The organism is Ensifer sp. 1H6 (assembly GCF_001976035.1).
In the GTDB taxonomy this organism is placed as follows: domain Bacteria; phylum Pseudomonadota; class Alphaproteobacteria; order Rhizobiales; family Rhizobiaceae; genus Ensifer; species Ensifer canadensis.
On record NZ_MOAI01000001.1, the window covers coordinates 220,091 to 243,987 of the forward strand.

Consider the following 23,897-nt stretch of genomic DNA (forward strand, 5'->3'; position numbering starts at 1 on the left):
TGGCCTCCTACCGGCGACGAAGGTTGGAGCGCGGATCGAGCATCTGGTACAGCACGTCCGAGATCATGTTGAGCAGGATGAAGACGGTGCCGACAAGCACCGTGCCGCCGAGAACGGCGTTGACATCAGCCCGGAAGAGCGACGAGGCGATGTAGTTGCCGATGCCCGGCCAGGCGAAGACCGTCTCGACGAGCACCGAACCCTCGAGCAGGCCGCCATAGGAGAGCGCGATGACCGTCACGAGCGGGATCGCGGCATTGCGCAGCGCATGGAGCATGACGGTCCGATACTCCGTCGCCCCCTTGAGACGGGCCGTCAGCACATATTCCCGCGATAACTGGTCGAGCATCATCGAACGCGTCATGCGCGAGATATAGGCGAGGCTGTAGTAGCCGAGCAGCACGGCCGGCAGCACGATATGGCTCCACGCATTGGCGAAGACCTCCCATTCGCCGGCAATCAGCGAGTCGATCAGCAACGAGCCCGTAACCGGCTTGACGATCCCCTGGAAGAAGATGTCGATCTGCCCTGGTCCCGACACCCAGTCGAGCCTGGAATAAAAGACGAAGAGGCCGACCAGCCCGAGCCAGAAGATCGGCACGGAATAGCCGATAAGGCCGACGAAGCGTATGAGATAGTCCGGCCATCGGTCATGCCAGTAGGCGGCGGCGACCCCCACGGGTACGCCGACCAGCGTGCCGATCAGCAGACCGAGCGTCGCCAGCTCCAGCGTTGCCGGGAAGAAGCCGGCAAGGTCGGACAGCACGGGCCGATTGGTGACGAACGACGTACCGAAATCGACTTGCGCGAGCTTGCCGGCATAGACAAGGAATTGCTGCCAGAGGGGCTTGTCCAGCCCCATTTCGAGGAAGACGCGCTGGTAGACTTCCTCGCTCGCCTTCTGGCCGACCACCGAGAGGACCGGATCGATCGGCACCATGCGGCCGATGCAGAAGGTGAGCGCCACGAGGCCGAGCAGGGTGATGCCCACGGTCACGAACAGGAAGAGTATCCGGCCGGTGAAGCCGAGAACCCGGTTGAAGAGAACTGCCGGCACGACCCACTCCGGTTTGATTGTTTGCGATCGACGCTCGGCCGCGAACCGGGACCGAATCCCATTCGCGGCCGAGTCCTGTTCGGACGTTTACTTGCTCACGTTCCAGTAGCGGTCGTCGGAAAAGGTCTGCCCCAGGACGAGGCCCTTAACCGAGCTGCGCACCCCGACCTTGCGGACTTGCTGGAACATGTAGAGGAAGGGCGAAGTGTCGGTATGGGCCTTCTGCATGACCTGATACATGGCCTGCCGCTTCTCCGTATCCTGCTCGCGAACAGCCGCCATCGCATCTTGCGACAGTTTTCCGGCATCCCAGCCGAAACGGTCGGCGAGACCGGTGGAGCCATCCGGCGCGTCCTTCTTGTTGACGGCGAAAGCCTTGGCGTTGGAATGCGGGTCGGGATAGTCAGGTCCCCACAGGCCGAACCAGATGTCGAGGCTTGCCGAGCGGTAGCGCTCCAGCCATTGCTGGCCATCGACCACCTCCAGATTGAGCTTGACGCCGGCCTGCGCCATGGTCGCCTGGATGGCCTGTGCGAAGTCCGTGTAGGGCGGCGTGTTCCAGACGACGGAATCCAGCGTGAACTCGCCGGAAACGCCGGCCTCGCCGAGCAGCTTCTTGGCCTTCTCGATGTCCGGCTTGTAGGGGTTGTAGTCGATCGCACCGAGGAAGCCCTTCGGCACCAGCGTCTGGTGTACCTCCATCGTGCCGCGTGAGATCGTGTCGACGATACCCTGATAGTCCACGAGATACTTCAGTGCCTCGACGACCTTGGGCTTGGCCAGATACTCGTTCCGCACATTCAGGCCCATGTAGTAGATCGTGCCCGAACGGCCGTCGACGAAGCCGACATCCGCATTGTCCTCCAGCGCGCCGAAATCATCGGGGCCGAGCTTGTTGGCGATGTCGATGTCGCCCTTTTCGAGCAGCAGGCGCTGGGCCGCGCTTTCCGGAATGTGCTGGAGGAAGATGCGCTCCAGCCCACCGGTTTCGCCGGCATAGTTCGGGTTGCGGGTCAGTAGGATCGATTGCTTCGGTTCCCAGCGCGTCAGCACATAGGGGCCAGAGCCTGCAGAATTTTCGGCCTTCAGCCATGCATTGCCGAAGTCGCCGCTGACCTCGTGCTCCTGCACAAGCTTGGAATCGACGATGCCGCCCACATAGGAAGACAGGCAGTAGTAGAGGAACGAGGGTGCATAGGTGTCGCCGATCTCGATGACCAGCGTCATGTCGTCGGTCGCCTTGATGCGTTCGTTGGCGTTTTCCGGCGTGAAACCGAACTGGGTAAGGATGAAGGCTGAGCGCGACTTCATCTGGACCACGCGGCGCAGCGAATATTCCGCATCCTTCGCCGTCACCGGATTGCCGGAGGCGAACTTCAGCCCCGGGCGCATCTTGAACGTATAGGTCTTGCCGTCTGGCGAGGCCGTCCACGTTTCGGCGAGCACGCCGATGATCTTGCTGGAATCGTCGGGCGCGACGCTCACCAGCGGCTGATAAATCTGGTTCGCGGCGAGAACGCCGCCGAGTTCCGATACTTCACCAGGATCGAGCGTGATGATGTCGTCGATGGTGTCGGCTACGACGAGCGTGTTCTTCGGCGTTTCGGCCAGCGCATGAGTCGTCGCCAGCGCCAGCGCCACCATCGCTCCGCTTACCAGTCTTTGTACGCGCATGTTTCCTCCTTCAGCCGGCCAGGATTTCACCTGGTGCCGTCTGCTCCCGTGTTATTGTTCTGGAATTGCATTCCCGCGCAGCTGCACGGGCCTTGATCGTCCCACCTTGCGGGCCGGCCCTGTCACGAGGCATGGAACCGGCAAGGCAGCGTTCACCAGATCGGGCGACCTCCACCTCCCGTTCCGACACTTTAGTCAGGCTAAAGTTTATGATGGTCGCTTGTCAATCGCCTTCGTGAGAATTTCGTCTGAAACAAGCTCTAATCCGACACCTACAGCGCCGCGCGTCTTATTAGACGCGCAAAGGTCGCTGTAGCACTTTGAACTGCTGCGTGTTTTTATCCTTAAATCGAATAGGATTTGAGGAAACATGCAGTAACGGCCAGTCACCGCTCCGGTATGATCCGCGTCGTTCCGACCCATAGTTCCCTCGCCTCGCCGGGACCGACATTGCAGGCGCGATGCGGCAGCGAGGCGGGAAAGTGCAGCGTGTCCCCCGCCGTCAGTCGGTATTGCCTGTCACCGATCTCGTAGAGCATCTCGCCCTCGATCAGATACAGGAAATCCTCACCTTCGTGACGCGTCAACTCGGAGACATAGCCGGGTGGCATGTGGGTGATGCAGCTGTTGAGCCGAGCATCGGGAAAGCCGCGCTGCAACAGTTGATATACCCGCTCCTCCGCCTCGATGCTGTAACCGTGCCGTTCGCTGGCATGCGAGACCATGGAATAGGTGGGATGTGGCACCTGCTGCAGAAAGGCCTCCACGCTGGCGCCGAGGGCAGAGGCAAGGTTGTAGAGCGAGATCAGCGACGGCGTCGAAAGACCGCGCTCGATCTGGCTGATGAAGCCCTCGCTGAGCCCCACCTCAAACGCGACCTGTCGCATCGTCTTGCCGATCTCCTTGCGCCTTTGCCGAAGCGCGCGGCCAAGTGAAACGGCGGGCGGAAATTGTGGAGAAATGGGGAACTGCCCGACGCCCTTCTGCCGCGTCACCCGTTCGTCGAAGCTCATATCGTCTTTCCGCTCTGTCCTGATTTGAGGAAAAACTTTAGCTTCACTAAAGTCTCCTGCGCAAGCCAAAACGACATGTGGCCGCATTCGACAATCATTCACGCGGGATTTCGCGCAGGTTTCATGCCGTCAACAAGACAGGCGCCTGGGCTAACAGCCGATCACTCCCCGTGACCCGCGCGCGCGCCGTAACAGCCTTTGCTCAGCGGCTTTGGGCGGTGGAACGGTCCCAACACGCGTTCTCGTTCAGTCTACTGAACGCCTGTTCATCGCAAGATTTGATATTTTTTTATCGTTCATATTGACAAATGTTGGATTACTAACATACTCTCACCCGAACAAGCCCGACTACCACCAAAAACAATCGACGCTGGGAGGCGCGGAAATGGGAACAGCAACAAGACTACCGCTCGTTGCGGCAACTTTATATCTAGGCGCTTCGGTCTTAGCCGTTCATCCGGCGTCGGCTTCCGAACTCATCAGGATCGTATCCCCGTACAAGACCACGACGCTCGACCCGTTGCGCTCTGCCGCGGCGGGCAACATCGAGACATACGGCCAGCTCTATGCGCGCCTTGTGCAGCGCAACACCGCAAACGGCGAACTTGAAGCAGGACTGGCTGAAAGCTGGGATATTTCGGAGGATGGCCGCACTTATACATTTCGCTTGCGGGACGCAAAGTTCTCGAATGGCACAACCATCACGGCCGATGACGTCGTGTTCAGTCTGTCGCGCATCCACGATGACAAGCAGTCAGCCTATCCCGCCCCGCTCGGTGCAGTGGTGACCATCACGGCATCTGACCCCAAGACGGTGGTGATTAGACTGAAGTCTGCGTTCGCACCATTCCTGGGCAATCTCGAAATTTGGAACATGGGGATTGTTTCTAAGGCTGACGTCGAGGCTCAGGGCGCGGAGAAGGCTTTCAGCAGCGCGCCAGTGACATCGGGCCCGTACGCCGTCAAGGAATGGAAGCCGAATGATAAGCTCGTGCTGCAACCCAATGAGCACTATTGGCGCAGCGGCTATCCAAAATCGGACGCGATCGTCGAACTGAAAGAAGTTGCCTCTCCTGAGACGCGAGCGGCGATGTTGAAGGCCGGCGAGGCTGAAGTGGTGCGCGCAGTACCGTGGGCGCAGATTGATGACCTGAAGGCAACGGACAGCATCGATATGCGGCTCGAACCTTCGACCACAATCTATATGACGTTGATGAACCACAAGCGCGAGCCGTTTTCAAACATGAAGGCAAGACAGGCCGCAGCCTATGCGATTGACAACAAAGCAATGGCAAAAGCGATCACGCGGGGTTACGCAGAACCCGCCAACACGACCCTGCCAGGCAGTATCGATTTCCACGACAAGGACAACCCTGGCATCCCCTTTGATTCTGCGAAGGCAAAGCAGTTACTGATTGAGTCTGGAATGTCCGGACACGAGGTGAAGATCCTCGCCACATCGGGCGCGACCGAACAGCAGATGGCGTTGCTGCTGCAGGCACAGTGGCAGGCCATCGGACTGAAGCCAGTCATTGTAAACGTTGACTCCGGCGCTTGGTGGGATGCAACCGCCAAGGGCGACTACGATGCGGCGGCAAACTGGTGGTATAACGAGACGCCCGATCCCGATCTGGCTGTTCGCTGGGCAGTTTGCGGCACTTGCGGCTCCAACTCCTACAACACCTTCTACGCCAACCCGAAGGTCGACGAACTGGTTGCGCAGGGCACCATGGAGACCGATCTCCAGAAGCGAGCGGAGATCTATAAGGAGATCCAGAGGATCACGACCGAAGAGGTGTCTCAGATTCCTCTGTTCTATGCGCCGAACGCGGTCGCCTACTCGAAGACCCTCGAAGGCATCAAGCTTACTCCCTCCCTCCAGTGGACCCTCGAAGATACGACGGTCGCCAAGTAGATGAGATCAGGCGGGGCGGCGGCGCTTTGGTGTGCTGCCCTTCCCTCTCACCGGAGGTACCAGATTGAACTTTCTGTCACTCATATCGCGGCGCATGCTGCAGTTGCTTGCCGTGATGGTCGGGATCAGCATCGTCACCTTCCTGCTGCTGCACCTCGCGCCTGGCGATCCCGCCCGTCTCCTTGCAGGCGACCGTGCGAGCCCCGAAACGATCGCGGCCATTCGTTCGCACTATGGTTTGGATCAGCCGCTCTGGCGGCAGTACCTGACCTACACCATCAATCTACTTGGAGGTGACATCGGTCAATCACTGCGATTCCAGCGGCCGGTAAGCGAACTCATTTTGCAGTTCATGTGGCCAACCTTGTTCCTTACGGGTTACGTCGTGACACTGGCCGTTCCGCCAACAATTGCGTTGGCGATCGCCAGCGCACGCGAACCAGGCGGTGCCGCCGACCAGATCATTCGGATCATCGGCATCATCGGCATCACCATTCCGGTTTTCTGGCTGGGTATCATGATGTCGCGCTTCTTCGGTGTTTCGTTGGGATGGTTTCCTGTTTCAGGCTACGGCGAGACCTTCGCCGAGCATCTGCACCATTTGTTTCTGCCTGCGATGTCGACGGCGATCTGGCTTGTTCCGGTGCTGACCCAGAGTCTCCGCGCTGCGCTGATCGAAAAGACCACGGCCGACTTCGTAACCGCGGTGCGTGCTCAAGGTGCAAGCGAGCGGGAGATTTTCTGGAAAACCATCCTGCCCAACGCCGTTCTTCCGACGCTCAACCTTCTGGGCGTTATGGTCGCCTTCATGATCGGCGGAGCCATCATCGTTGAAACGGTCTACGCCATACCTGGCCTCGGCTCGCTGATGGTCGGCGCACTCCTCGGCCGCGACTACTATGTGGTGCAAGGGCTCACGCTCGTTTTTGCCTTCTCCACCGTATTCATAACGCTAGCCGTCGATCTTGTTTCGGCTTTGATCGATCCCCGAATCCGGCTCTGAGGTACCACAATGTTGAAATTGCCTGCTTTATCAGGGGTCATTCCATTCACAACGCGGCTCTCACCGATGATGGTGCTGGCGATCGCCATTCTTGGCGGCTGGTTGTTCATCGCCCTGGCCGCTCCCCTGATCGCGCCATACGACCCGGACACGATCGACATCGCCAGTATGCTGACAGCGCCCAGCGCAGATCATTGGTTTGGAACAGATCAGGTAGGTCGCGACGTTTTCTCCCGCGTCATTTACGCAGCGCGCGTGGACCTGTTTCTTTGTGTCATCGGCGTGCTGCCTCCGCTTGTAATCGGCACCATCGTCGGGCTCTTCAGCGGTTACTTCGGAGGCATGGTCGATAGCGTCTTCATGCGGGTCTATGACCTTACGGTCGCCTTTCCATTTTTTGTCTTGGTTCTGGCAATCGTCGGCGTGATCGGACCGGGCCTCGTCAATTTTATCATCGCACTGACGATCGTCGGCTGGGTCAGCTACGCGCGTCTTGTCAGAGCCGAAGTCCTGACGGTTCGCGAAAGCGAATTCGTCCGCGCCGCCGAATGCCTCGGCTACCCGAGACGAGCGGTCCTTTTCCAACACGTTCTGCCGAACGCGATCGGACCAGTCATTGCCTATGCCGTGAGCGACGCCGTGCTTGTCATGCTGGCCGGGGCGAGCTTTGGCTATCTCGGCATGGGCGCTCAGCCGCCGCTCGCAGAATGGGGCGTCATCATTGCCGACGGACAGGCGTTCATCCAGCAAGCATGGTGGATCTGCCTCTTCCCAGGTCTCGCGGCAATTTCACTCGGACTGGGCTTCGCCTTTCTCGGAGACGGTCTCGGCCAATGGCAGCGTCGAGAGGTGGCCGCATGAGCATGGCAAGCAAGCTCTCACCATTGATGGAGGTTGAAAACCTGTCGATCTCCTTCGGATCCCTCGAGACCGTGAAAGGCGTGTCGTTTAGTGTCAATGCTGGCGAAATCCTCGGCATCGTCGGGGAAAGCGGGTCTGGGAAGTCCCTCACGTGCCGCGCGCTCATGGGCATTCTTCCCAGGACAGCAACGACGATGGGCGCTGTCCGGTTGGAGGGGCGAAGCCTCCTCGAACTTGGCGAGCCTGACTGGTGCTCGATCCGCGGCCGCGAACTCGGTATGATCTTCCAGAACCCCGCTTCACATCTCGACCCGCTCCGTCGCATCGGCAAGCAAGTCGCAGCACCGATGGTGCGGCATCTGGGAATATCGAAGCGCGAAGGAGAGCGGCGGACAATCCAGCTGCTTGAGGATGTTGGCATCCACGATGCGCACGCGCGATCGCGTTCTTATCCGCACGAATTCTCCGGCGGAATGAAACAGCGGGCCATGATCGCCGCTGCAATCGGTTGTGGACCGAAGCTACTGATCGCCGACGAGCCGACCACAGCACTAGACGTTACTGTCCAGGCGCGCATCCTTAAGCTTCTGCGCGATCTGAACCGAAATCGCGGCTTGTCGATCATCCTGATTTCTCATGATCTAGCCGCAATCGCCAGCACCTGCTCGCGCGTGATCGTCATGCGCAACGGCGAAATTGTTGAACAGGGCACGACTGAGGAAATCATTAACCGCCCCAAAAGCAGCTACACACAGCTCCTGATCGCGTCGCAGCCAAACGGCTGGAGCAACACCGGTGATCAAGCGCCTGCATCGCGGTCCACCCCCCTGATCAGCGTTGACAAGCTTTCCGTGTCGTTCGTGCCGCGAGGCAATCTCCTAACCGGTTCGGCATCCAAACGAATCCCATTCCTTGCCCTGAACGAAGTCGATCTTCAGGTCAGCGCCGGAGAAACGGTGGGCATCGTCGGCGAAAGCGGATCGGGCAAGAGCACGCTCGCGCGGGCGATTGTACGGCAGAACAAGCCGAGCAATGGCGCGATCAGTTTCGATGGCAGCGATGTGCATGAGTTGAGCGGCGCGGAGCTCAGGCGTTTCCAACGGCGCGTGCAAATGGTTTTCCAGAATCCGTACGATTCACTCAACCCCCGAATGAGTGTCCGGGACGCCGTCGCCGAGCCGATATGGAGGCACGGCCTGTCAGACCGACGCTCGGCTCTAATTCGCGCAGACGACCTTCTGGAGATGGTCGAGCTGCCGAGGGCGTTGCGAGAGCGTCGCCCCCGACAGCTATCTGGCGGCCAATGCCAGCGTGTCGGCTTGGCCAGGGCACTCTCGCTAGAGCCAGAATTGTTGATCGCAGACGAAATCACGTCCGCTTTGGACGTGACAACACAGGCACAAATCCTGGAACTCCTGGGCAGACTTCAGCGCGAGCGGCAACTCGCATTGCTCTACATTTCCCACGATCTCGGCGTCGTCAACAGCATTTGCCAACGGGTCTATGTCTTTAAGGGAGGCAGGATCGTTGAGAGCGGCCCGACACAACAGGTCCTGAACAAGCCACAAGATAGCTACACCCGCGAGCTTGTCGGTTCAGTCACCCACCTAAAGCCCCATGCAAGACAAGGAATGTGCCATGCGCCTCGATGAGTACGTCACCTACGATGGCGTCGGCCTTGCGCAACTCTTGGCAAAGGGTGACGTAAGCCCGAGAGATTTGGGGCGGTGCATTACGAGCTCGGTGACGGCAGTGAACTCAAAGATCAATGCCGTCATAGAACTGTACTCCGACGCCTTGGATTGCCTTCCGGAGAAGCCGGCCGGCCGTTCTACGGGATCCCGACACTGACAAAGGACTTTCCGGTCGAGGCGGGGCGCCCTGCCGAGTTCGGCAGTCGGCTTGCTGAGGGAAACCGGACGACGCAGGACGCCGTTTATTGGGAACGACTTAGAAACGCGGGCCTGGTCAATGTCGGCCGTACGACCAGCTCGGAGTTCGGCGTGGCCGCAACGACAGAAACGCTGCTCTACGGCAACACCTCTAATCCATGGGATCCCAAGCGCGGCGTCGCGGGGTCAAGCGGCGGTGCGGCCGCGGCAGTTGCAGCAGGCATTGTGCCATTCGCGCAGGGCAGCGACGGTGGCGGATCGATCCGCAATCCCGCCTCCTTCTGTGGACTGATCGGGCTCAAACCCTCACGCGGGCGCATTACCGGATCTCCACGCGCCAACGCTCCGCTTCTGGGACTCGCCACGGCATTCATGTTGACGAGATCAATTCGCGACACGGCCCTCCTGCTGGATCTATGCAATGGCCCTGACGCTGGGGATGGATACGAGATTTGCAGGCCGACCAGCAGCTATAGCGAGACAATTCAGCGTCCGCCGAAGGGCTTGCGCATCGCACTCTGCACAGACTCCTGGTCGGGATTCCAATGTGATCCCGAAGTCGTGAACGCTGTAAGAATGACGGCGGGACTGTTAGCTGCCCTTGGTCATCACGTCGTGGAAGCGCGGCCAGAATTCGACTACGCCGCGTTTCTCCATGCCCAGAAAATCATCTGGGCAGCCGATAGCGCTTCGGGATTGTCGAAAATTGCAGAACACATGCAAAGGAAGCTCGGCCCTGAAACTGTTGGCACCACTGTCCTGGCCTTGCATCGCTACGGAACGACGCTTAGCGGCGCGGAGCTGATCGGTGCGCTTGCCACTTATGACGATGTGACGCGCCAAATCGGCCGCTTCTTCAATCAATACGATCTCCTCTTGACGCCGACCAGCGCCATTCTGCCGGAGATCGTGGGGACATTTGACCCCGCGCGGCCGGAAATCGATGCGGACGATGTCTTCGCCGACCTCGAACCGAAGGAAACGTTTACAGCTCTTTTCAATGGCACTGGTCAGCCAGCAATCTCGCTTCCAACGGGAACATCCTCAAGCGGAATCCCGATTGGCAGCCAGTTGGTGGCCCGGTTCGGGCGCGAGGACTTGCTGCTTGCAGTCGGACGCCAGCTCGAAGAAGGTCTGGATCGTAACAACGGCATATGGGGACAAGGATTTCCCCCTGTCTTTGCAGGTAGCATGCGGGAGTGATGACAGTGACATTTGCCAATGACGAAAGCTCGAACGAGGCTGGTGCGGAGAAGATCGACATTGAAGCGATCCTCCGCGCGCGCATGAACGAATTCTCTCCCTCGGAGCAGAGCCTCGCTGTCTACATGCTCGATAATGTTCAATTGTTGCCCTTTGAGACGGGCAGCACCATCGCGCGCGCAGTAGGCGTGAGCGAGATGACGGTGACGCGTTTCGTACGATCTCTTGGCTTTGAAAATCTTCGCGATCTGAAGAACCGGATGCGCAGCTCTGTTGTAGAGAGAGACGGAGAAGTCGATGACTACATGGCGCGTTTCCAGGTCCGCAACAGCCGACAGCAGGAACTCCAAGAGAGCTTGAAACTCGAGCTGGACGCGATCGTGAAGGCGTATGGGCTGACTGCGACTGAACAATGGGATGAGGCAGCAACGCTTCTTGCCAAGACCCGCCACGTCTATGTCGTCGGATTCCAGGCGTCCAAAGGTTTGGCGATGGATTTCTCGAGCCGCCTGCTATGGGCGCGCCCAAACGTTCTCTTCGCCGACAACGCTACAGGCACCTTTGGCGAAGTCCTCTCAAGCGATCCCAAACAGAGCGTGGTTGTACTGGTTGATACTGCGGCCTACGCCGCCCGAGGGATCAAGCTGGCTGACAAGCTCAAAGCATTCGGAATTCCACTTATCATTGTGACCGACCGCTACAGTCATTGGGGCTTCACCTACACGCCGCTTGTCTTTGAGGGGCACACACACGTGAAAACCTTCTGGGACTCGACGGCGAGCCTTGGAGTGATCCTCAACCTCATGATCGACTCTGTGGCTGTGAAGCTCGGCCCCAAGGCGAAGCGCAATTTTGCGACAATGAGCGAGATGGGTCAGTTGTTCGGCGAGTTCGTCGGCGGATCGTACCTAAGGCGAAAAGACTAGTAGTATCAAGGAAATGCGAGAAGTACTGATGACATCGAGCTCTACGCCAACCTTCCGTGATCCCAGCAAACCCGGCGCACCCCTTGTCCCGCGGGCGGAGTGGGATCGCGCGCCGTGGAATCGCTGGACCTTCCAGAACGTGCGTTCGATCGTGCCCACAGCACAGGTTTGGCGAGGTCAGGGTGGACCAACGGAAATGCTCAGTGCGCATCAGGATATTGATCGCTTGGAGTTCGAGCTGGACGGAACCCGCCGGACGGTCGCAAACTTCATGCAAGCGCAGTATACCAACGCGTTTCTCGTTCTGCACCGCGGGAAAGTCGTCGCGGAGAGGTATCTCAGCGGCATGACCGCCAGGACGCCGCACCTCTCGCAATCGGTGGCCAAATCCATTGTCGGCACCGTGGCGGGCATTCTTATCGAACGCGGTGAAATCGATCCGGCCGCTCCACTCACCCAGTATCTCCCCGAACTCGAAACCACGGCGTACCGGGGTGCTACCGTTCAACATGTGCTGGATATGACCAGTGGCGTGGTATTCGACGAGACCTACACTGCCCAAGATTCCCACATGGCGCAGTTGGATGTCGCAAGCGGTTGGAAAGACGGACATCAGCCAGACTGGCCGACGAACGTTTGGGAACTGATCCTCACGCTGAAGGAGGCCGAGTGCCCACACGGGGCTTCGTTCCGCTATCGATCAATCGAAACAGACGCACTCGCCTTCGTTCTTCAGCGGGTAAGCGGTCTGATGCTATCTGAGCTCGTAAGCCGCGAATTGTGGTCGCGTATGGGGGCTGAGGAGGATGCCTATTTCACGGTGGATCCCGCAGGCTATGCGCTTGGTGACGGTGGCTTCAATGCCACGCTGCGTGACTACGGACGCTTCGCGTTGTTGCACCTCGGGCAAGGCAACATTGGTGGTCGGCAGGTTGTTCCCTCAAGATGGATCGAAGAAACTCGCTACGGAAAATCGTACCCGCTTGGAGACAACTATTGCGAGACCTTGCCGCACGGCACTTATCATAACCAGTTTTGGATCGAGGACCAGAAAAGACGCGCCTATATGGCACGCGGCGTGTTCGGTCAGTTGATCTATATCGACCCGGAAGGCGACTTCGCCGCTGTGATCCTCTCAAGTTGGCCACAGTTCCTCAGCACGGATCGGACGCGGACGGCACTAAGTGCGATACATGCCATCCGTGATGCCTTGAATTAAGTGCTCTCGGACGAGGGCAGCCGCGGCGCATGGTAAGCGTTCTGATGGCCTTGGTCATCGTGCCCTTCGCGACGGCAAGCACGCCTGTAGCGGCGGCTTCCTGCGCCGATTGTGTGCAACTCCACGACCGGCAGCTTCATCACATTGCCAGCAGTCTCCCCTCGGCCGACGACGTCATTCGTCCATCAATCACGAGGCTGACATCAACGATCGACCCGTCTGCTTTGCGGTAGGACGGATTACAAACTTGGCTGCCACAGGGGTGGCATCGCTTTTTTTGAGCCACTGCGCCTTGAAGCGCATTTGAGCGAAACGCATTATTGTTGGTGGGAGCGATCGCGTCTCGTGGAGTGGTGCAAATGTCTTCCGTCGAGTCCTTTGCAGCGAGATTATTGTCAGCGACATTGATGTTCGATCGGGCGTCTTTGGCGGCACTCGAGGCTTTGGCTGCCGAATCCGACAGGCGGATATTGCGACGTGGGGAGGCTCTGGTTCTCGAAGGTGAGCCATCGGATCGGTTCTTTATCGTGCTATCGGGCCGCTTTACGGTGCATAAGGAAGACTATGCTGGTGCGGTCGCTGAGATCGGCCAGGGCGAGCTCGTCGGTGAGGTCGGTTTTTTTGCAGGGCTGCCCCGCATGGCGACCGTGCTGGCTGCCCGCGATTCGATCGTCCTTGAAATCCGCGGCAGCCAGTTCGAGAAAGCGGCCAAGGCTTTGCCAAGCCTGCGGCAGGCGGTCACCACGTTTCTCGCGCGCCGGTTCGCCATGCAGTCTCCGAATTCATCGCGCCCAAAGGAACCTGCCAAGATCCGAACGCTTGCGATCATTCCAGCTGGCGGAAGTCGCATTTCACCAGTCTTCGTCCATCACCTGCGAGCGGCGTTCGCGGCGGGAGTGCGCGCTGAGTTCCTTGCCCGGCCTGACATTGAAGCGCGGTTCGCCGGTCGTCCGATCGACGATCAGTCGGTTCTCAACTGGTTGAACGAACTCGAGGCCAAGACCGAGATCATCGTCTATGTTGCCGATGAAGAGCCCAGTGAATGGACACGGGTCTGCATTCGCCAGGCGGATAGCGTCCTGCTGCTCGCCGACGCGTCCTGCTCGCCCCGCCTGAACCGGTCCGAGGAACTGGCGCTATCGGTTCATTCACCCTCGACCGCGCGGCTCATCCTTATTCACGACAAACGCTCGGCAACGGTTTCTGGTACGGCGAAATGGCTAAACGAGCGTCCTCATGTTGGCCATCATCACCATGTTGCACTGGGGGACGGGTCTGACATCCAACGCCTGGTCCGATTCTTTTCCGGCAAGGCAAGGGGCTTCGTAGCGGCGGGGGGCGGGTCCCTCGGCTGTACGCATCTTGGTGTTTGCAAGGCCTTCGTCGAGGCGGGCGCTTGCTTCGACTATCTCGGTGGGACAAGTTCCGGAGCGGCAATGATGGCCGGTTTCGCCAGAGGGCTGAATGCCGATGAGATCGACCAAGGCACGCACAACATATTCATCAAGGGTCGAGCGTTTCGTCGTCCCACCCTGCCGCATTTCGCTCTCCTGGATCACAAGGTGTTCGATCGGGCCCTTCAGGCCGAGTACGGCGACGTTCTGATTGAGGATCTGTGGCTTCCGTTCTTTGCGCTTTCGACAAATCTCAGCACTCGTCAGCCTCATGTTCATCGCCGCGGAAAGCTCTGGCAGGCGGTTCGCGCGTCAGGCTCGATCCCCGGTGTCCTGCCGCCATTCTTTACGGGTGACGGCGATATGCTCGTGGATGGCGCGATCATGAACAATCTGCCGCTCGAACAGATGAAGGAACTCAAGACCGGGCCCAATGTCGTCGCGAGCTTGGAGTCAGGTGGTCCACAGAAATACCACATCGACTATGACCGCATCCCCGGAGCTTCCGAGTTGGCGCTCGCCTGGCTAAACCCTTTCGGTCGCGCCAGCTTGCCAAAGGTGCCGAGCATGATTCAGGTGATTGCTGCGAGCATGCTGGCACACCGGCCGCAGGACATTGCCATTGGCCCAGAGGATGTCTTGGTTTGTCCGCCGGGTTCGAGCGCGGTGAGCTTCATGGATTGGAGCCGGCATTCCGAATTGTTTGCCGGGGCCTACGACTGGGCCATCCGATGGATCGACGAACGCCTGCGCCAGAACGACCCGGCACTCCACGCGGTGCTGGGCACCTCAGCTCAGAAGGGCCCGACCCAAGTCCGTGGCGACAGCATGGACAAGTCCACCACGTAGCGCGATCCGCTACGGCAGCACGGTTGCGCCGACTGTCGCCGAGCTTGAAAGCCGCATTTGGGCGCGCTCGTGTGAAACCCGCAGAATGCGAATCCGATTCGCGTTCACGTTGCACGCGAACACAGGCTGGAATAAAGTCTAGGAATAGATCCGGCCTTGTTTCGGTAGGTTCGTTCCATAGAAGTCGCGAAGAGATTGTCGTTTGAGCTTATATAGTAAAGACATGGCATGCGTGGGCGTCTGCTTCGGGACGCCTGAAGCCCCGTGCCTGACCACCGTACCAATCCGCGCCGCGAGCTTTTCCGTGACCAGCATTTGCCGGGAGCTTTGGGCGGGTGACGCAAACGACGTTCGACTTCCGGCCTGCGAGTCCTACTTCCTCATGCTCTATCTAGAGGACGCCGAACACGCAGACATCCGGTCGGACGGCTCCTGCGCTCCGGTTCGCCGCTTTGGGCGTGGCACGATCTGCATCGTCGATCTCGGGGACGGGGCGGCCATTCGCCTCAACAGTCGACTGCGCTCGCTGGCCTTCGTGCTACCCAAGGCCCTGTTCGGCGAGACGGCGGAGCTATCGCCGGACACCGGACCACGCCGCCTGGTGTGCCGTCGTGGCGAACCGGATTCGGTGCTTTGCAATCTCGGTACGGCGCTGCTGGCATTTTTCGCCGGTAGCGGAAAAGCGCCTTCACCGGCGCCCCTGGGGCCTGTAGCAGTCGCTATCTGCGCCCACCTCCTGCACCGGTATGGCGAGCCGATTGAGGCGAGCGGTGGAAAGGCGGCAAGGGTGTTCCTGCGGGAAGATCTCGGCACCGCGCTATTGCCAATCGCCACACGGATCGACAGGGCGAAGGCGTACCTCGCCAATCATACCCTCTCGCTGGAGGACATTGCCTGCGCGTGCGGATTCGGCAGCCTTGAACATTTCGCAAAGGCATTTGCCCGCGAAACGGGCGTTACGCCTTCGGTCTGGCGGCGGGGGTGCCTCCATTAGTTCAATTGCTTGAACGAAGAAACTTGGGCAGTCTTTCGTTCGCCTCTTAGTTGGGAGCCGTGCGATAGGGAGGCCGCCCCGGAAAGCACCCAAGAGCCGGACGCCATTCGCCGATCGATCGTCGGCGCATCCCCAATCTCCATCATACGACTGAGATCCGATCGCGAAGACTTGGCGCCGAGCCCGGCCAACGCGCGCGACGAGGCCTTCAACATTATCACGCAATTTTTCATGCAGGAACGCGTCGATTAGGCTCGCGACCTGCTCGTCTCCTCGCCGCTGCCAATCGCCGAGATTGCAATGGCGTGTGGCTTTGCCGACCAAAGCCACTTCACGCGGGCTCGCGTGTGGTCGGCACCACGCCGGGATGCCGGCAGCGCCATCAGCGTTGAGCGCAATCGCCGTTATGTGAACGGTGTATCCCTGCCGTCCGCCGAGTTTCCCTTCGTTGCGGGTAAACGGGAGAATCTTCAAAAAGCAGACATTCCGGACAAGAACCTGGAGCGGGATAGAAGCAATATCGGGGAACCACTTCCGCAACCGGCATTTACTCGGGGAGAAGCCGATGATCCTGGCAGTCACGCCGCCGTCATGCCCGACTGGTCGCCGGTCAGGACCTTCGGTGGCTATGCGCCTGGGGCGAACCGGAAGGCGCCGGCGCCTGGACATCACGCCTGCCGATCGCCGATCTCAAGGGCTTCTTCGCCGCGCTCGGCTGCGCCTGCAGGGCCGTTCAGCGACAGAGGTACGCACGGCATCGTTAGTTAAACTCCCGCAAAGGATCAAAGAATGAAAACCATGGCCGGACCTGCCGCAATAGCGGCAGTCTCAATCTTGATCTGTTCATCTGTCGCTCTCGGCGATGACCGTGCCCCAGCAACGGGCAAGGCCCGCCCCTCTTGGGCGAAGGTCGTTGTGAACCATCCGACGCCGAAGCGTGGCGCCTATTACAAGGGGATATCCTCGACCGCGTTCGCAGCTTCGAATGGCAGCAGATCCGATGAGGGTGGTGGCACTCGCCCCACGTTAAGATGAAGACCGCCAGAGAAGGAGGGTTGGCTGCCCATGAGTTTGCGTGGCCTACTGCAGCGTCACCACGAAGGCAGGCACATACTGTTGCCAAACCAGGTCGGCACGCTGATGCGAAGCCGCCCCTGATCCGCCTTGTGGGCGTCGATCACGTCCTTGCGCGCCGTTTCGAGCGCCGGCATGGCGGGCTGGACCTGTGCGGCGAAGATCGCCCCGTCCGTCGTCAGCGACACCTGCCGCGTCGTGCGCACGAAAAGCTGGATGCCGAGATCGTCTTCCAGAATGGAAATGGCCCGTGTGATCGCGGCGGGCGCCAAGTTGAGCTCCCCCGCTACCTGGGCAAAATTTCGTTTTTCGGCGGCAAGCAGGAAGATGCGCAGGGCCTTGTAGTCGTTAATCTTGATTATTTCCAAAACCGCAATTCATTCGCAATTTTTATTGCAATTACTCGACGCAATCAACGGGACTACACCTATTCTCACCAAACAAGTTTACCGCAGAAACCGGCGAAGGCGGCGGCAGACGCCCTGCTTCCCACCAACTCAAAGAGGAGATAACCCATGTCCAGCAAACTCGAAGTCCTGACCCCGCAAAACAGCCAGCTCATCTTCATCGACCAGCAGCCGCAGATGGCTTTCGGCGTGCAGTCGATCGACCGCCAGGTGCTGAAGAACAATGTCGTGGGCCTCGCCAAGGCCGCCAAGGTCTTCGATATTCCGACGACGATCACCACCGTTGAGACCGAATCCTTCTCCGGCCACACCTATCCTGAACTGCTCGCCGTCTTCCCGGAAAACGACATTCTCGAGCGCACTTCGATGAACTCCTGGGACGATCAGAACGTCCGCGATGCGCTGGCGAAGAATGCTGCCAACGGCCGCAAGAAGATTGTCGTGTCAGGTCTGTGGACCGAAGTCTGCAACACGACCTTCGCACTCTCGGCTCTCCGCGATGTTCCGGACTACGAGATCTACATGGTTGCCGACGCGTCCGGCGGCACTTCGGCCGATGCACACAAATACGCAATGGACCGCATGGTTCAAGCCGGCGTCATTCCGGTGACCTGGCAGCAGGTCCTCCTTGAGTGGCAGCGCGACTGGGCGCGGAAGGAAACCTATCACGCCGTCACCACGCTGGTGAAGGAGCATTCCGGCGCCTATGGCATGGGCATCGATTACGCCGTGACCATGGTCCACAAGGGCGAGGAGCGCGTCCATCACGGCAAGCGCATCGGTCCGAACCCCGCAAAATAATCATCACCGGTCGTCTCCCTGGTTTGTCGTCGAGACGCACCAGGGAGGTGGAGGCGCTGACCACAGGGTTCGATTTCCCTTTCGAGCACACGTTGGAGCACCGGACCGGTATTAAGGAGAAAGCACGCAGCACCTGAATAGCGTCGTTAAATCGCCTCACCCGGCCGTCGTCGGAGGACAAGCGTGGATCGCTTGCTGCGCCCGCTTTGCAAGAAGGGCCGGAATCAGTCTCAACCAATAAGGGTCACCGCAGACAATGCTGAATATACTTCGCGGGAAAAGCAATTCACTGGTACTGGCATTCGTCTCCGGATTCGCGGACGCGCTCTTCTTCATTCATTTGGGCGGCCTTTTCGTTGGACTGGTCACCGGCAATGTCGTGCTCCTCGGGCTGGGGCTGGTCGGTCACGAAAGAGGTGGTTTGCGTGGTCTTCAGATCATGTCATTCCCTCTCTTCATGGTGGGCGCGGGTTTGGCGGCGATCATGGTCACCTCGATCAAGCCTCTCGAACGCGCGACGTTCTGGACGCTAATGGTCGCCGCAGCTGCGTTCGCGATGTCCGCTCTTCTTGCAATCTTCGATGCCGGGCCGGTATCCGCCTGTGCACTTCTCGCCGTCGTCGCGATGGGGATGTTGACGGCGATCGAGCGTCTCGACACCAGGCTCGGCCCGCCGTTCTCGCTGATGACAGGCAACATCGCCGGGCTCGCCGCCGCCGCTGCTCGTCGCCTCATCGGCTACACCGAGAAGCCGGAAGAGTGGGGGCAATCATTGACCTCGACCATCCTGGTGCTTGGCTTTGTGCTGGGGTGCGCCGCCGGCGCGTTTGCGCAAGTCACGGTTGGCGTTGCCGGCATGCTCTTGCCAGCCTTTTTGTTGCTCCTGATCGGCCTTTTCTATTCGCCTCAGAGCGCACAGAAGTCGAGCTAAGCGGATGGTCGCTGTCATTTTGTCGCCCGAAGGTGCGATCGCTGCGGCTCGACGGAGACCGCACGACCGCTCGTCGGGCAGACGTCTGGACCTACCCCCTATGCGAATGAGCCTCACCACGTCGCTACTCTGTTGGATCTCTCAACAATGTCATCGACCGCGGTTGAAGGAATGACCTGTCGCAGACCCCTTGACGCACTTAGACATCCAAATCCGTTTGTGCGTAATTGAGGAAGTACCCCGTAAATACCGTCGCCCCCAAGTAAGCAAACACGCGGAATTATGTAGCAAATGCCACCAACCGAAGGCGCTGCGGCACTGGCAGCCGTGAGCAGCCAGCGGTCATGCGTCAAGACAACTTCCCAATTCGGCTCGAAACAGCTGTCAGTCAGTCTCCCGAAAATGCTGATAGTGTGCGCCGGTAATGCCGGCCGCATCCAAGGCCGCCTTCAACGCTTCGCTGATCGCGGGCGTCGGCATCACGATGAACTTGTCGATCCAAACGTGTTGGTCACCGATCTGCGCCCGATTGAAGACCAGTTCCTTCTTGCTGCCGTCCAGGAACCAGACATTGCGGAATTCGAACGTCGTCTTCGCGCGGTCAACTGTATCCAGGCGATTGCAGGGGACGAACCAGAACCGGTCGGCGGCATGACTGCCATCTTCCCACACAAGCTCGATGGGAAAGAACTGATGAACGTTCGGCTCGAATCTTTCGACAACGTCGTTGAACCTAGCGCTCACGAGCAAACCGTACGCGTCGTAAATATCCGGAATTGGCCGCTTGGGGCCTGAGAACTCGATTTTCGTTGGGACGTGTACGGGTTCAAACGGCCTGCCATAATACGAATAGCCGGGCCGAATTCGAACGCCACCATCCCGAGTGAGATCGACAGCTTGTATCTTGCTAACGTCACCACTCAGAGCGCGGTAGGTGTAGCTGTAAATCTCTTCGTTCTTGTGACTCAGGAAATAAACCATTGGCCCCTGCTCTTCGCCCTGTGGCAAATATCCCGATTAAAACGACGGTCTTGCGTCAGACATTTGCGACGCCGCAGAATAGGGATTCTTGCAAACGGCGCAATGTCTCCTCCTGGCGCACCCTGCTCATTACGTTGAGCGAAACGAATGACCTTCTTCCCATTGCTGCCGTTCGATCCGACGCGGGCGAACGGCAGCAATGGGCCGGCCGGAAGCGGACATTGGTGGCATTTGCTACATAATTCTGCAAACACGTCGGCTAGTTGCTCATCGCTCCAGCCGGCGAATTGAGCGGCCTTCCAGGTGACGTCGGCGACGTTTCCCGAATTGGCAGCCGCTTCCCTGGCCAGGCCGGCGAGCACATCGATTTTGACGTCGTTTGTCGAGGTGCCCGCCGTTAAGGCACCGACCTGCTCTTCGGTCCAGCCATTCATCTGGGCGAGCCGACTGGCGATACGGGTCATGTAGGCGTTGCCGACCCCGGCCGCAGCCGCAAGGGTGAGCGCACCCACCTTCGGGTCGAAGGTAGTGTGCTCGGCAAGCACGGCGCGCAGGGACGTGTACGCTGTCAGGACCGTGGCACGCACGCCGATCTTGGCGATGTGCTTTTCGACCTCGTACTTGCTGTCGAAGTGCGGGACGCCCGTCTGTCGATTGGCAGAGCCGACCGAGTTGAAGACGAGGTGTACGCCTGCGGCCTTGGATGCGTCCGCGGCGGAGTTGCCCTGCCGCGTCTCGGCTTGCGGACCTCCTTCGAATGGCGTCGTCATCACGAAGAGAGAGGTCGCTCCTTCGAGCGCCTTGGTGAGCGTGGCCGTGGCTTCGAGTGAGGCGCGGAAGAGCGTGGCGCCAGCGTTTGCGAGCTTCCTTGCCTTCGCGGAGTCGGTATTGCGCGTGACGGCGCGAACCTCGTGGCCGCGCTCCAGCAGGTTCTTCGCGACAGCGCCGCCTTGTTGGCCTGTGGCTCCCGTGACGACGACAGCAAGCTTCCGACTGATGACCAATCCCCTTTCACTGGACCAGATTGGGCCGCCGCCGGTTGGGCCGAGCGGCGACCCAACGCGTTCAGCCGACTGAAGCCAGTGCGGATGTGGCCTGACGCCCTGTCTGCAGCGTGTGGCTCCACCAGGAAAAGTCATCCAACAGAACGCCCGCCGCCTGTTCGAGATGCGGAAAATCCGCGAAATCCTTGCCCTGCTGCCAGATGCCAAGGAACTCGGCCATGCCGATGTTCACGGACTTGGGGATCGGCGCCATCTGAAGTTCGACGGCAACCATGCGCAGTTGCTCGATGGCGCGTGCGGCCCCGACGCCGCCATACCCGACGAAGGCGGCCGGCTTGCGGTTGAATTGCTGGAAGGCATAGTCCATCGCGTTTTTCAGCACTGCGCTGTATCCGTGATTGTATTCGGGCGTGACGAAGACGAACCCGTCCAACGCGGCCAGCTTCGCCGCCCAACGCTCTGCGACGTGATCCTTCGGCTGCATCCAGGCCGGCGATGCCGGCTCATCGAAGAATGGCATCGGGTAGTCGCGCAGGTCGACAATTTCGACGCTGAGATCGCTGCGCCGAGCGGCAATCTTGTGAAACCATGCGGCCGCCCGCTCGCTGAAGCGGCCCTCTCGCGTCGAGCCGACGACGATGCCGATATGTGGGTTCTTGGACATGTGGGTGCTTCCTTTCAGGCTTGTCGAACAATCGGGACTGCGTGCAATTCCCGCTGTCCCTAAAATGCTCGCCGCATATTTAATTGACTAGGCGGGGCTATCGGATTTAACTCCCCCATTTTTAGAAGGAATATCGACGATGCTCGACCTGAACGACATCGGCCTGTTCGTGCAGGTTGTTCGCTTTGGCAGTTTCGCGGAGGCCGGACGTCGTTTGGGGATTCCCGCCAATACGGTCAGCCGGCGCATTCAGGAATTGGAAGAGCAGCTCGGCGCCCGGCTCATGCAGCGATCCACCCGGAAGCTGAAACTCACCGATGCCGGACATGAACTCTACGATAATAGCGCTGCGGCCGTGGATGGACTGCAACAAGCGGGAGAGGATCTGATTGCCGGCGCGCGGGTGCCGAGGGGGCTGATACGTGTGGCGATGCCCGCCGACTTCTTCGACTTCTACAAAATGGAATGGATAGCCGAGTTCCTGGCCTCGCACCCACAAGTGCGTATCGAGTTCGTGTTAAGCGACGCCACGGTTGATCTTATCGAAGAAGGCATCGATGTCGCCTTCCGAGGGAACGCAACGCGTGGTCCGAACTATGTTGTCCGCAAGATCCAAACCCGCTCGTTCGGACTTGTCGCCAGCCCCTCCTACCTTGCCGCGCGCGGGACGCCTGCCACATTGCAGGAGCTGACCCGTCATGACTGTCTGTTCATGCCACAGGCCCGGGACTATGCGACCTGGCGCCTTCAAGGTCCCGACGGCGCCGAGGAGGAGGTGACTGTCACCGGCCGCGTGATGGCGAATACCGCACAGGCGATCCGAAAGGCGGCGATAGCAGGCCTCGGCATCGCGTTGACACCAATCCTGGGCACAGCCGATTTCGCGGTCGGCCGACTGGTGCCGGTGTTGCCCCAATACATGCGCCGCAATCTCGGCATGAGCGTCGTCTACCCCAACCGGGCCCACTTGCCACTGGCGGTTTCGGCTTTCATCGACTCCGTCGTCGGCAAGATACGTGCCGAATTGTCGAGCGAACAAGGATTGCAGCAATTCGCGCCAGCTGCCGATCCAACTTCAGAAGGGCCCGACCCACGGCTCTGATATAGCATCGGTAGGTCGGCAATAGACGTCAAGATGCCCCGGTTTTCCGGGGCCTATGTCAGTGTTCCGCTCCGTACGCGCTCCTGCAGGACTCCGGGCACGCTCGTCGGGTCCTTTCAGCCGCGAAGACTCGTCCGCCTCAGGAAATCGCCCCAAGCACGTCGTGGGTTATGGCCCACAATGCCTGCCGCGCATTCGGGTCGTCGGCGGGCGAGACAGGCTCCAGCGGCGTTGCATCCTCCACCGAGAAATATCCGGTATTATGTAGCAAATGCCACCAGCCGCGTCCGCAGTCCGGCGGCCGATTTGCGCCGCGGTCTCGTGAACCGCGCCAAACTCTTGTATGCTTATCGGAGCGCGTCTTGTCATATGCGATCTGAGAAAAGCGGGGGCGAAATGTCCACTCAAGCGCTGCTAATAGTGAATGCCGATGTTCCGAATGAAGTGGACCGAGCCCTCTTCGACCAATGGTACGATCGCCATATGCCAGACGCATTGCGCGTGTTTGGGGCGCTCCGGGCTTGGCGCACCTGGAGCCGAACCGATCCCTCGAAGCACACTGCCTTCTATGAGTTCTCTAGTTTAGAGGCGGCGAACGCCGCTATTCAATCCGCGGGCAACGAATTTGATACCAAATGGGGCGGGCGGGCGTCACGCACGCGAGACATTGTTGAGGTTGTTCAGCGGCTACCGGATTAAGGGCGAAGTTTTCGCCGTCGTCTCCACGGCTGGAGCGAGGCGGATCTACGCCTCTTTACGGCCCTGCTTCGTCGCTTCAACTCCGGCACAGCAAACTAGGACCAGCCCCCGAAGAGCACAGACATGGTGATCGGCCTTAGCGGAAGCCGCCGTGGTTGCACGAGAACGGTCATTCGGGAACGTCAAGGCGGACGTAATCGCCGCAAGGAAGTCGCTTTTTCACCGTGGCAATTG

The 23,897-nt window shown here is 59.5% G+C and carries 18 protein-coding genes and 1 pseudogene; 12 read left to right on the top strand and 7 right to left on the bottom strand.

Annotated features, from left to right (window positions below; all coding sequences use genetic code 11):
- Window positions 1-7: 7 nt before the first annotated feature.
- From BKP54_RS00990 to BKP54_RS01000, 3 genes are all read right to left on the bottom strand, one after another.
- On the bottom strand, window positions 8-1,057 hold the full coding sequence (locus BKP54_RS00990) for an ABC transporter permease (RefSeq protein ID WP_245317752.1): 1,050 nt from the start codon (window positions 1,055-1,057) through the stop codon (window positions 8-10).
- 87 nt (window positions 1,058-1,144) lie between these two features.
- Window positions 1,145-2,731: an ABC transporter substrate-binding protein gene (locus BKP54_RS00995; protein WP_057216937.1), complete on the bottom strand. Its 1,587-nt coding sequence runs from the start codon at window positions 2,729-2,731 to the stop codon at window positions 1,145-1,147.
- A 386-nt stretch (window positions 2,732-3,117) separates the two neighbouring features.
- Window positions 3,118-3,744, bottom strand: a complete 627-nt coding sequence (locus BKP54_RS01000) for a cupin domain-containing protein (protein WP_158071663.1) — start codon at window positions 3,742-3,744, stop codon at window positions 3,118-3,120.
- Window positions 3,745-4,129: 385 nt separating this feature from the next.
- Between BKP54_RS01000 and BKP54_RS01005 the strand changes: the two genes are divergently transcribed.
- From BKP54_RS01005 to BKP54_RS01045, 9 genes are all read left to right on the top strand, one after another.
- Window positions 4,130-5,659, top strand: coding sequence for an ABC transporter substrate-binding protein (locus BKP54_RS01005; protein ID WP_084814029.1), 1,530 nt, complete (start codon window positions 4,130-4,132; stop codon window positions 5,657-5,659).
- A 31-nt stretch (window positions 5,660-5,690) separates the two neighbouring features.
- Window positions 5,691-6,662 (top strand): ABC transporter permease, encoded by a 972-nt coding sequence (locus BKP54_RS01010; protein ID WP_280951603.1) that lies wholly within the window; start codon window positions 5,691-5,693, stop codon window positions 6,660-6,662.
- Between the two features lie 9 nt (window positions 6,663-6,671).
- Window positions 6,672-7,523 carry an ABC transporter permease gene (locus BKP54_RS01015; RefSeq protein WP_084814030.1) on the top strand — a complete coding sequence of 284 codons (852 nt, stop codon included), beginning with the start codon at window positions 6,672-6,674 and terminating at the stop codon, window positions 7,521-7,523.
- Window positions 7,520-9,175 carry an ABC transporter ATP-binding protein gene (locus tag BKP54_RS01020; protein WP_128090343.1) on the top strand — a complete coding sequence of 552 codons (1,656 nt, stop codon included), beginning with the start codon at window positions 7,520-7,522 and terminating at the stop codon, window positions 9,173-9,175. Before BKP54_RS01015 ends, BKP54_RS01020 begins: the two co-directional genes overlap by 4 nt.
- Window positions 9,176-9,250: 75 nt before the next feature.
- Window positions 9,251-10,618 (top strand): amidase, encoded by a 1,368-nt coding sequence (locus BKP54_RS01025; RefSeq protein ID WP_245317753.1) that lies wholly within the window; start codon window positions 9,251-9,253, stop codon window positions 10,616-10,618.
- Between the two features lie 5 nt (window positions 10,619-10,623).
- The gene (locus BKP54_RS01030; protein ID WP_239637612.1) at window positions 10,624-11,544 is read left to right on the top strand and encodes a MurR/RpiR family transcriptional regulator; all 921 of its coding nucleotides are present in this window, start codon (window positions 10,624-10,626) and stop codon (window positions 11,542-11,544) included.
- Window positions 11,545-11,572: 28 nt separating this feature from the next.
- The gene (locus tag BKP54_RS01035; protein ID WP_057207155.1) at window positions 11,573-12,763 is read left to right on the top strand and encodes a serine hydrolase; all 1,191 of its coding nucleotides are present in this window, start codon (window positions 11,573-11,575) and stop codon (window positions 12,761-12,763) included.
- Between the two features lie 980 nt (window positions 12,764-13,743).
- Entirely contained in the window at window positions 13,744-15,006 is a 1,263-nt protein-coding gene (locus tag BKP54_RS01040) for a patatin-like phospholipase family protein (protein WP_245317754.1), read from the top strand.
- Between the two features lie 304 nt (window positions 15,007-15,310).
- Complete coding sequence (locus tag BKP54_RS01045; protein WP_245317755.1) at window positions 15,311-16,000, top strand: helix-turn-helix domain-containing protein; 690 nt, start codon at window positions 15,311-15,313, stop codon at window positions 15,998-16,000.
- 1,118 nt (window positions 16,001-17,118) lie between these two features.
- Here BKP54_RS01045 and BKP54_RS01050 read toward each other — a convergent pair.
- A pseudogene (locus tag BKP54_RS01050) lies at window positions 17,119-17,427 on the bottom strand (LysR family transcriptional regulator); the annotation flags it as partial.
- Window positions 17,428-17,589: 162 nt separating this feature from the next.
- Here BKP54_RS01050 and BKP54_RS01055 point away from each other — a divergent pair.
- Both BKP54_RS01055 and BKP54_RS01060 read left to right on the top strand, forming a co-directional pair.
- On the top strand, window positions 17,590-18,282 hold the full coding sequence (locus tag BKP54_RS01055) for a hydrolase (RefSeq protein WP_084814034.1): 693 nt from the start codon (window positions 17,590-17,592) through the stop codon (window positions 18,280-18,282).
- A 256-nt stretch (window positions 18,283-18,538) separates the two neighbouring features.
- Window positions 18,539-19,213, top strand: coding sequence for a DUF1275 family protein (locus BKP54_RS01060; protein WP_025430309.1), 675 nt, complete (start codon window positions 18,539-18,541; stop codon window positions 19,211-19,213).
- Window positions 19,214-19,597: 384 nt separating this feature from the next.
- Here the strand turns inward: BKP54_RS01060 and BKP54_RS34820 are convergent, their stop codons facing one another.
- From BKP54_RS34820 to BKP54_RS01075, 3 genes are all read right to left on the bottom strand, one after another.
- Window positions 19,598-20,194: a DUF1629 domain-containing protein gene (locus tag BKP54_RS34820; protein ID WP_128090344.1), complete on the bottom strand. Its 597-nt coding sequence runs from the start codon at window positions 20,192-20,194 to the stop codon at window positions 19,598-19,600.
- Complete coding sequence (locus BKP54_RS01070; protein ID WP_158071664.1) at window positions 20,179-21,198, bottom strand: NmrA family NAD(P)-binding protein; 1,020 nt, start codon at window positions 21,196-21,198, stop codon at window positions 20,179-20,181. Before BKP54_RS01070 ends, BKP54_RS34820 begins: the two co-directional genes overlap by 16 nt.
- A 61-nt stretch (window positions 21,199-21,259) precedes the next feature.
- The gene (locus BKP54_RS01075; RefSeq protein ID WP_084814037.1) at window positions 21,260-21,862 is read right to left on the bottom strand and encodes an NAD(P)H-dependent oxidoreductase; all 603 of its coding nucleotides are present in this window, start codon (window positions 21,860-21,862) and stop codon (window positions 21,260-21,262) included.
- A gap of 139 nt (window positions 21,863-22,001) precedes the next feature.
- On the opposite strand from BKP54_RS01075, the gene BKP54_RS01080 reads away from it, so the two are divergent.
- Window positions 22,002-22,964, top strand: a complete 963-nt coding sequence (locus tag BKP54_RS01080) for a LysR family transcriptional regulator (protein WP_084814038.1) — start codon at window positions 22,002-22,004, stop codon at window positions 22,962-22,964.
- The last annotated feature ends 933 nt before the right edge of the window (window positions 22,965-23,897 follow it).

What these genes read in the sequence shown, in the direction of transcription:
- BKP54_RS01000 (WP_158071663.1), bottom strand. Translation starts at nt 3,744, where the DNA reads ATGAGCTTCGACGAACGGGTGACGCGGCAGAAGGGCGTCGGGCAGTTC.
- BKP54_RS01060 (WP_025430309.1), top strand. Translation starts at nt 18,539, where the DNA reads ATGCTGAATATACTTCGCGGGAAAAGCAATTCACTGGTACTGGCATTC.
- BKP54_RS01035 (WP_057207155.1), top strand. Translation starts at nt 11,573, where the DNA reads ATGACATCGAGCTCTACGCCAACCTTCCGTGATCCCAGCAAACCCGGC.
- BKP54_RS01055 (WP_084814034.1), top strand. Translation starts at nt 17,590, where the DNA reads ATGTCCAGCAAACTCGAAGTCCTGACCCCGCAAAACAGCCAGCTCATC.
- BKP54_RS01075 (WP_084814037.1), bottom strand. Translation starts at nt 21,862, where the DNA reads ATGTCCAAGAACCCACATATCGGCATCGTCGTCGGCTCGACGCGAGAG.
- BKP54_RS01020 (WP_128090343.1), top strand. Translation starts at nt 7,520, where the DNA reads ATGAGCATGGCAAGCAAGCTCTCACCATTGATGGAGGTTGAAAACCTG.
- BKP54_RS34820 (WP_128090344.1), bottom strand. Translation starts at nt 20,194, where the DNA reads ATGGTTTATTTCCTGAGTCACAAGAACGAAGAGATTTACAGCTACACC.
- BKP54_RS01080 (WP_084814038.1), top strand. Translation starts at nt 22,002, where the DNA reads ATGCTCGACCTGAACGACATCGGCCTGTTCGTGCAGGTTGTTCGCTTT.
- BKP54_RS00995 (WP_057216937.1), bottom strand. Translation starts at nt 2,731, where the DNA reads ATGCGCGTACAAAGACTGGTAAGCGGAGCGATGGTGGCGCTGGCGCTG.
- BKP54_RS01005 (WP_084814029.1), top strand. Translation starts at nt 4,130, where the DNA reads ATGGGAACAGCAACAAGACTACCGCTCGTTGCGGCAACTTTATATCTA.
- BKP54_RS01015 (WP_084814030.1), top strand. Translation starts at nt 6,672, where the DNA reads ATGTTGAAATTGCCTGCTTTATCAGGGGTCATTCCATTCACAACGCGG.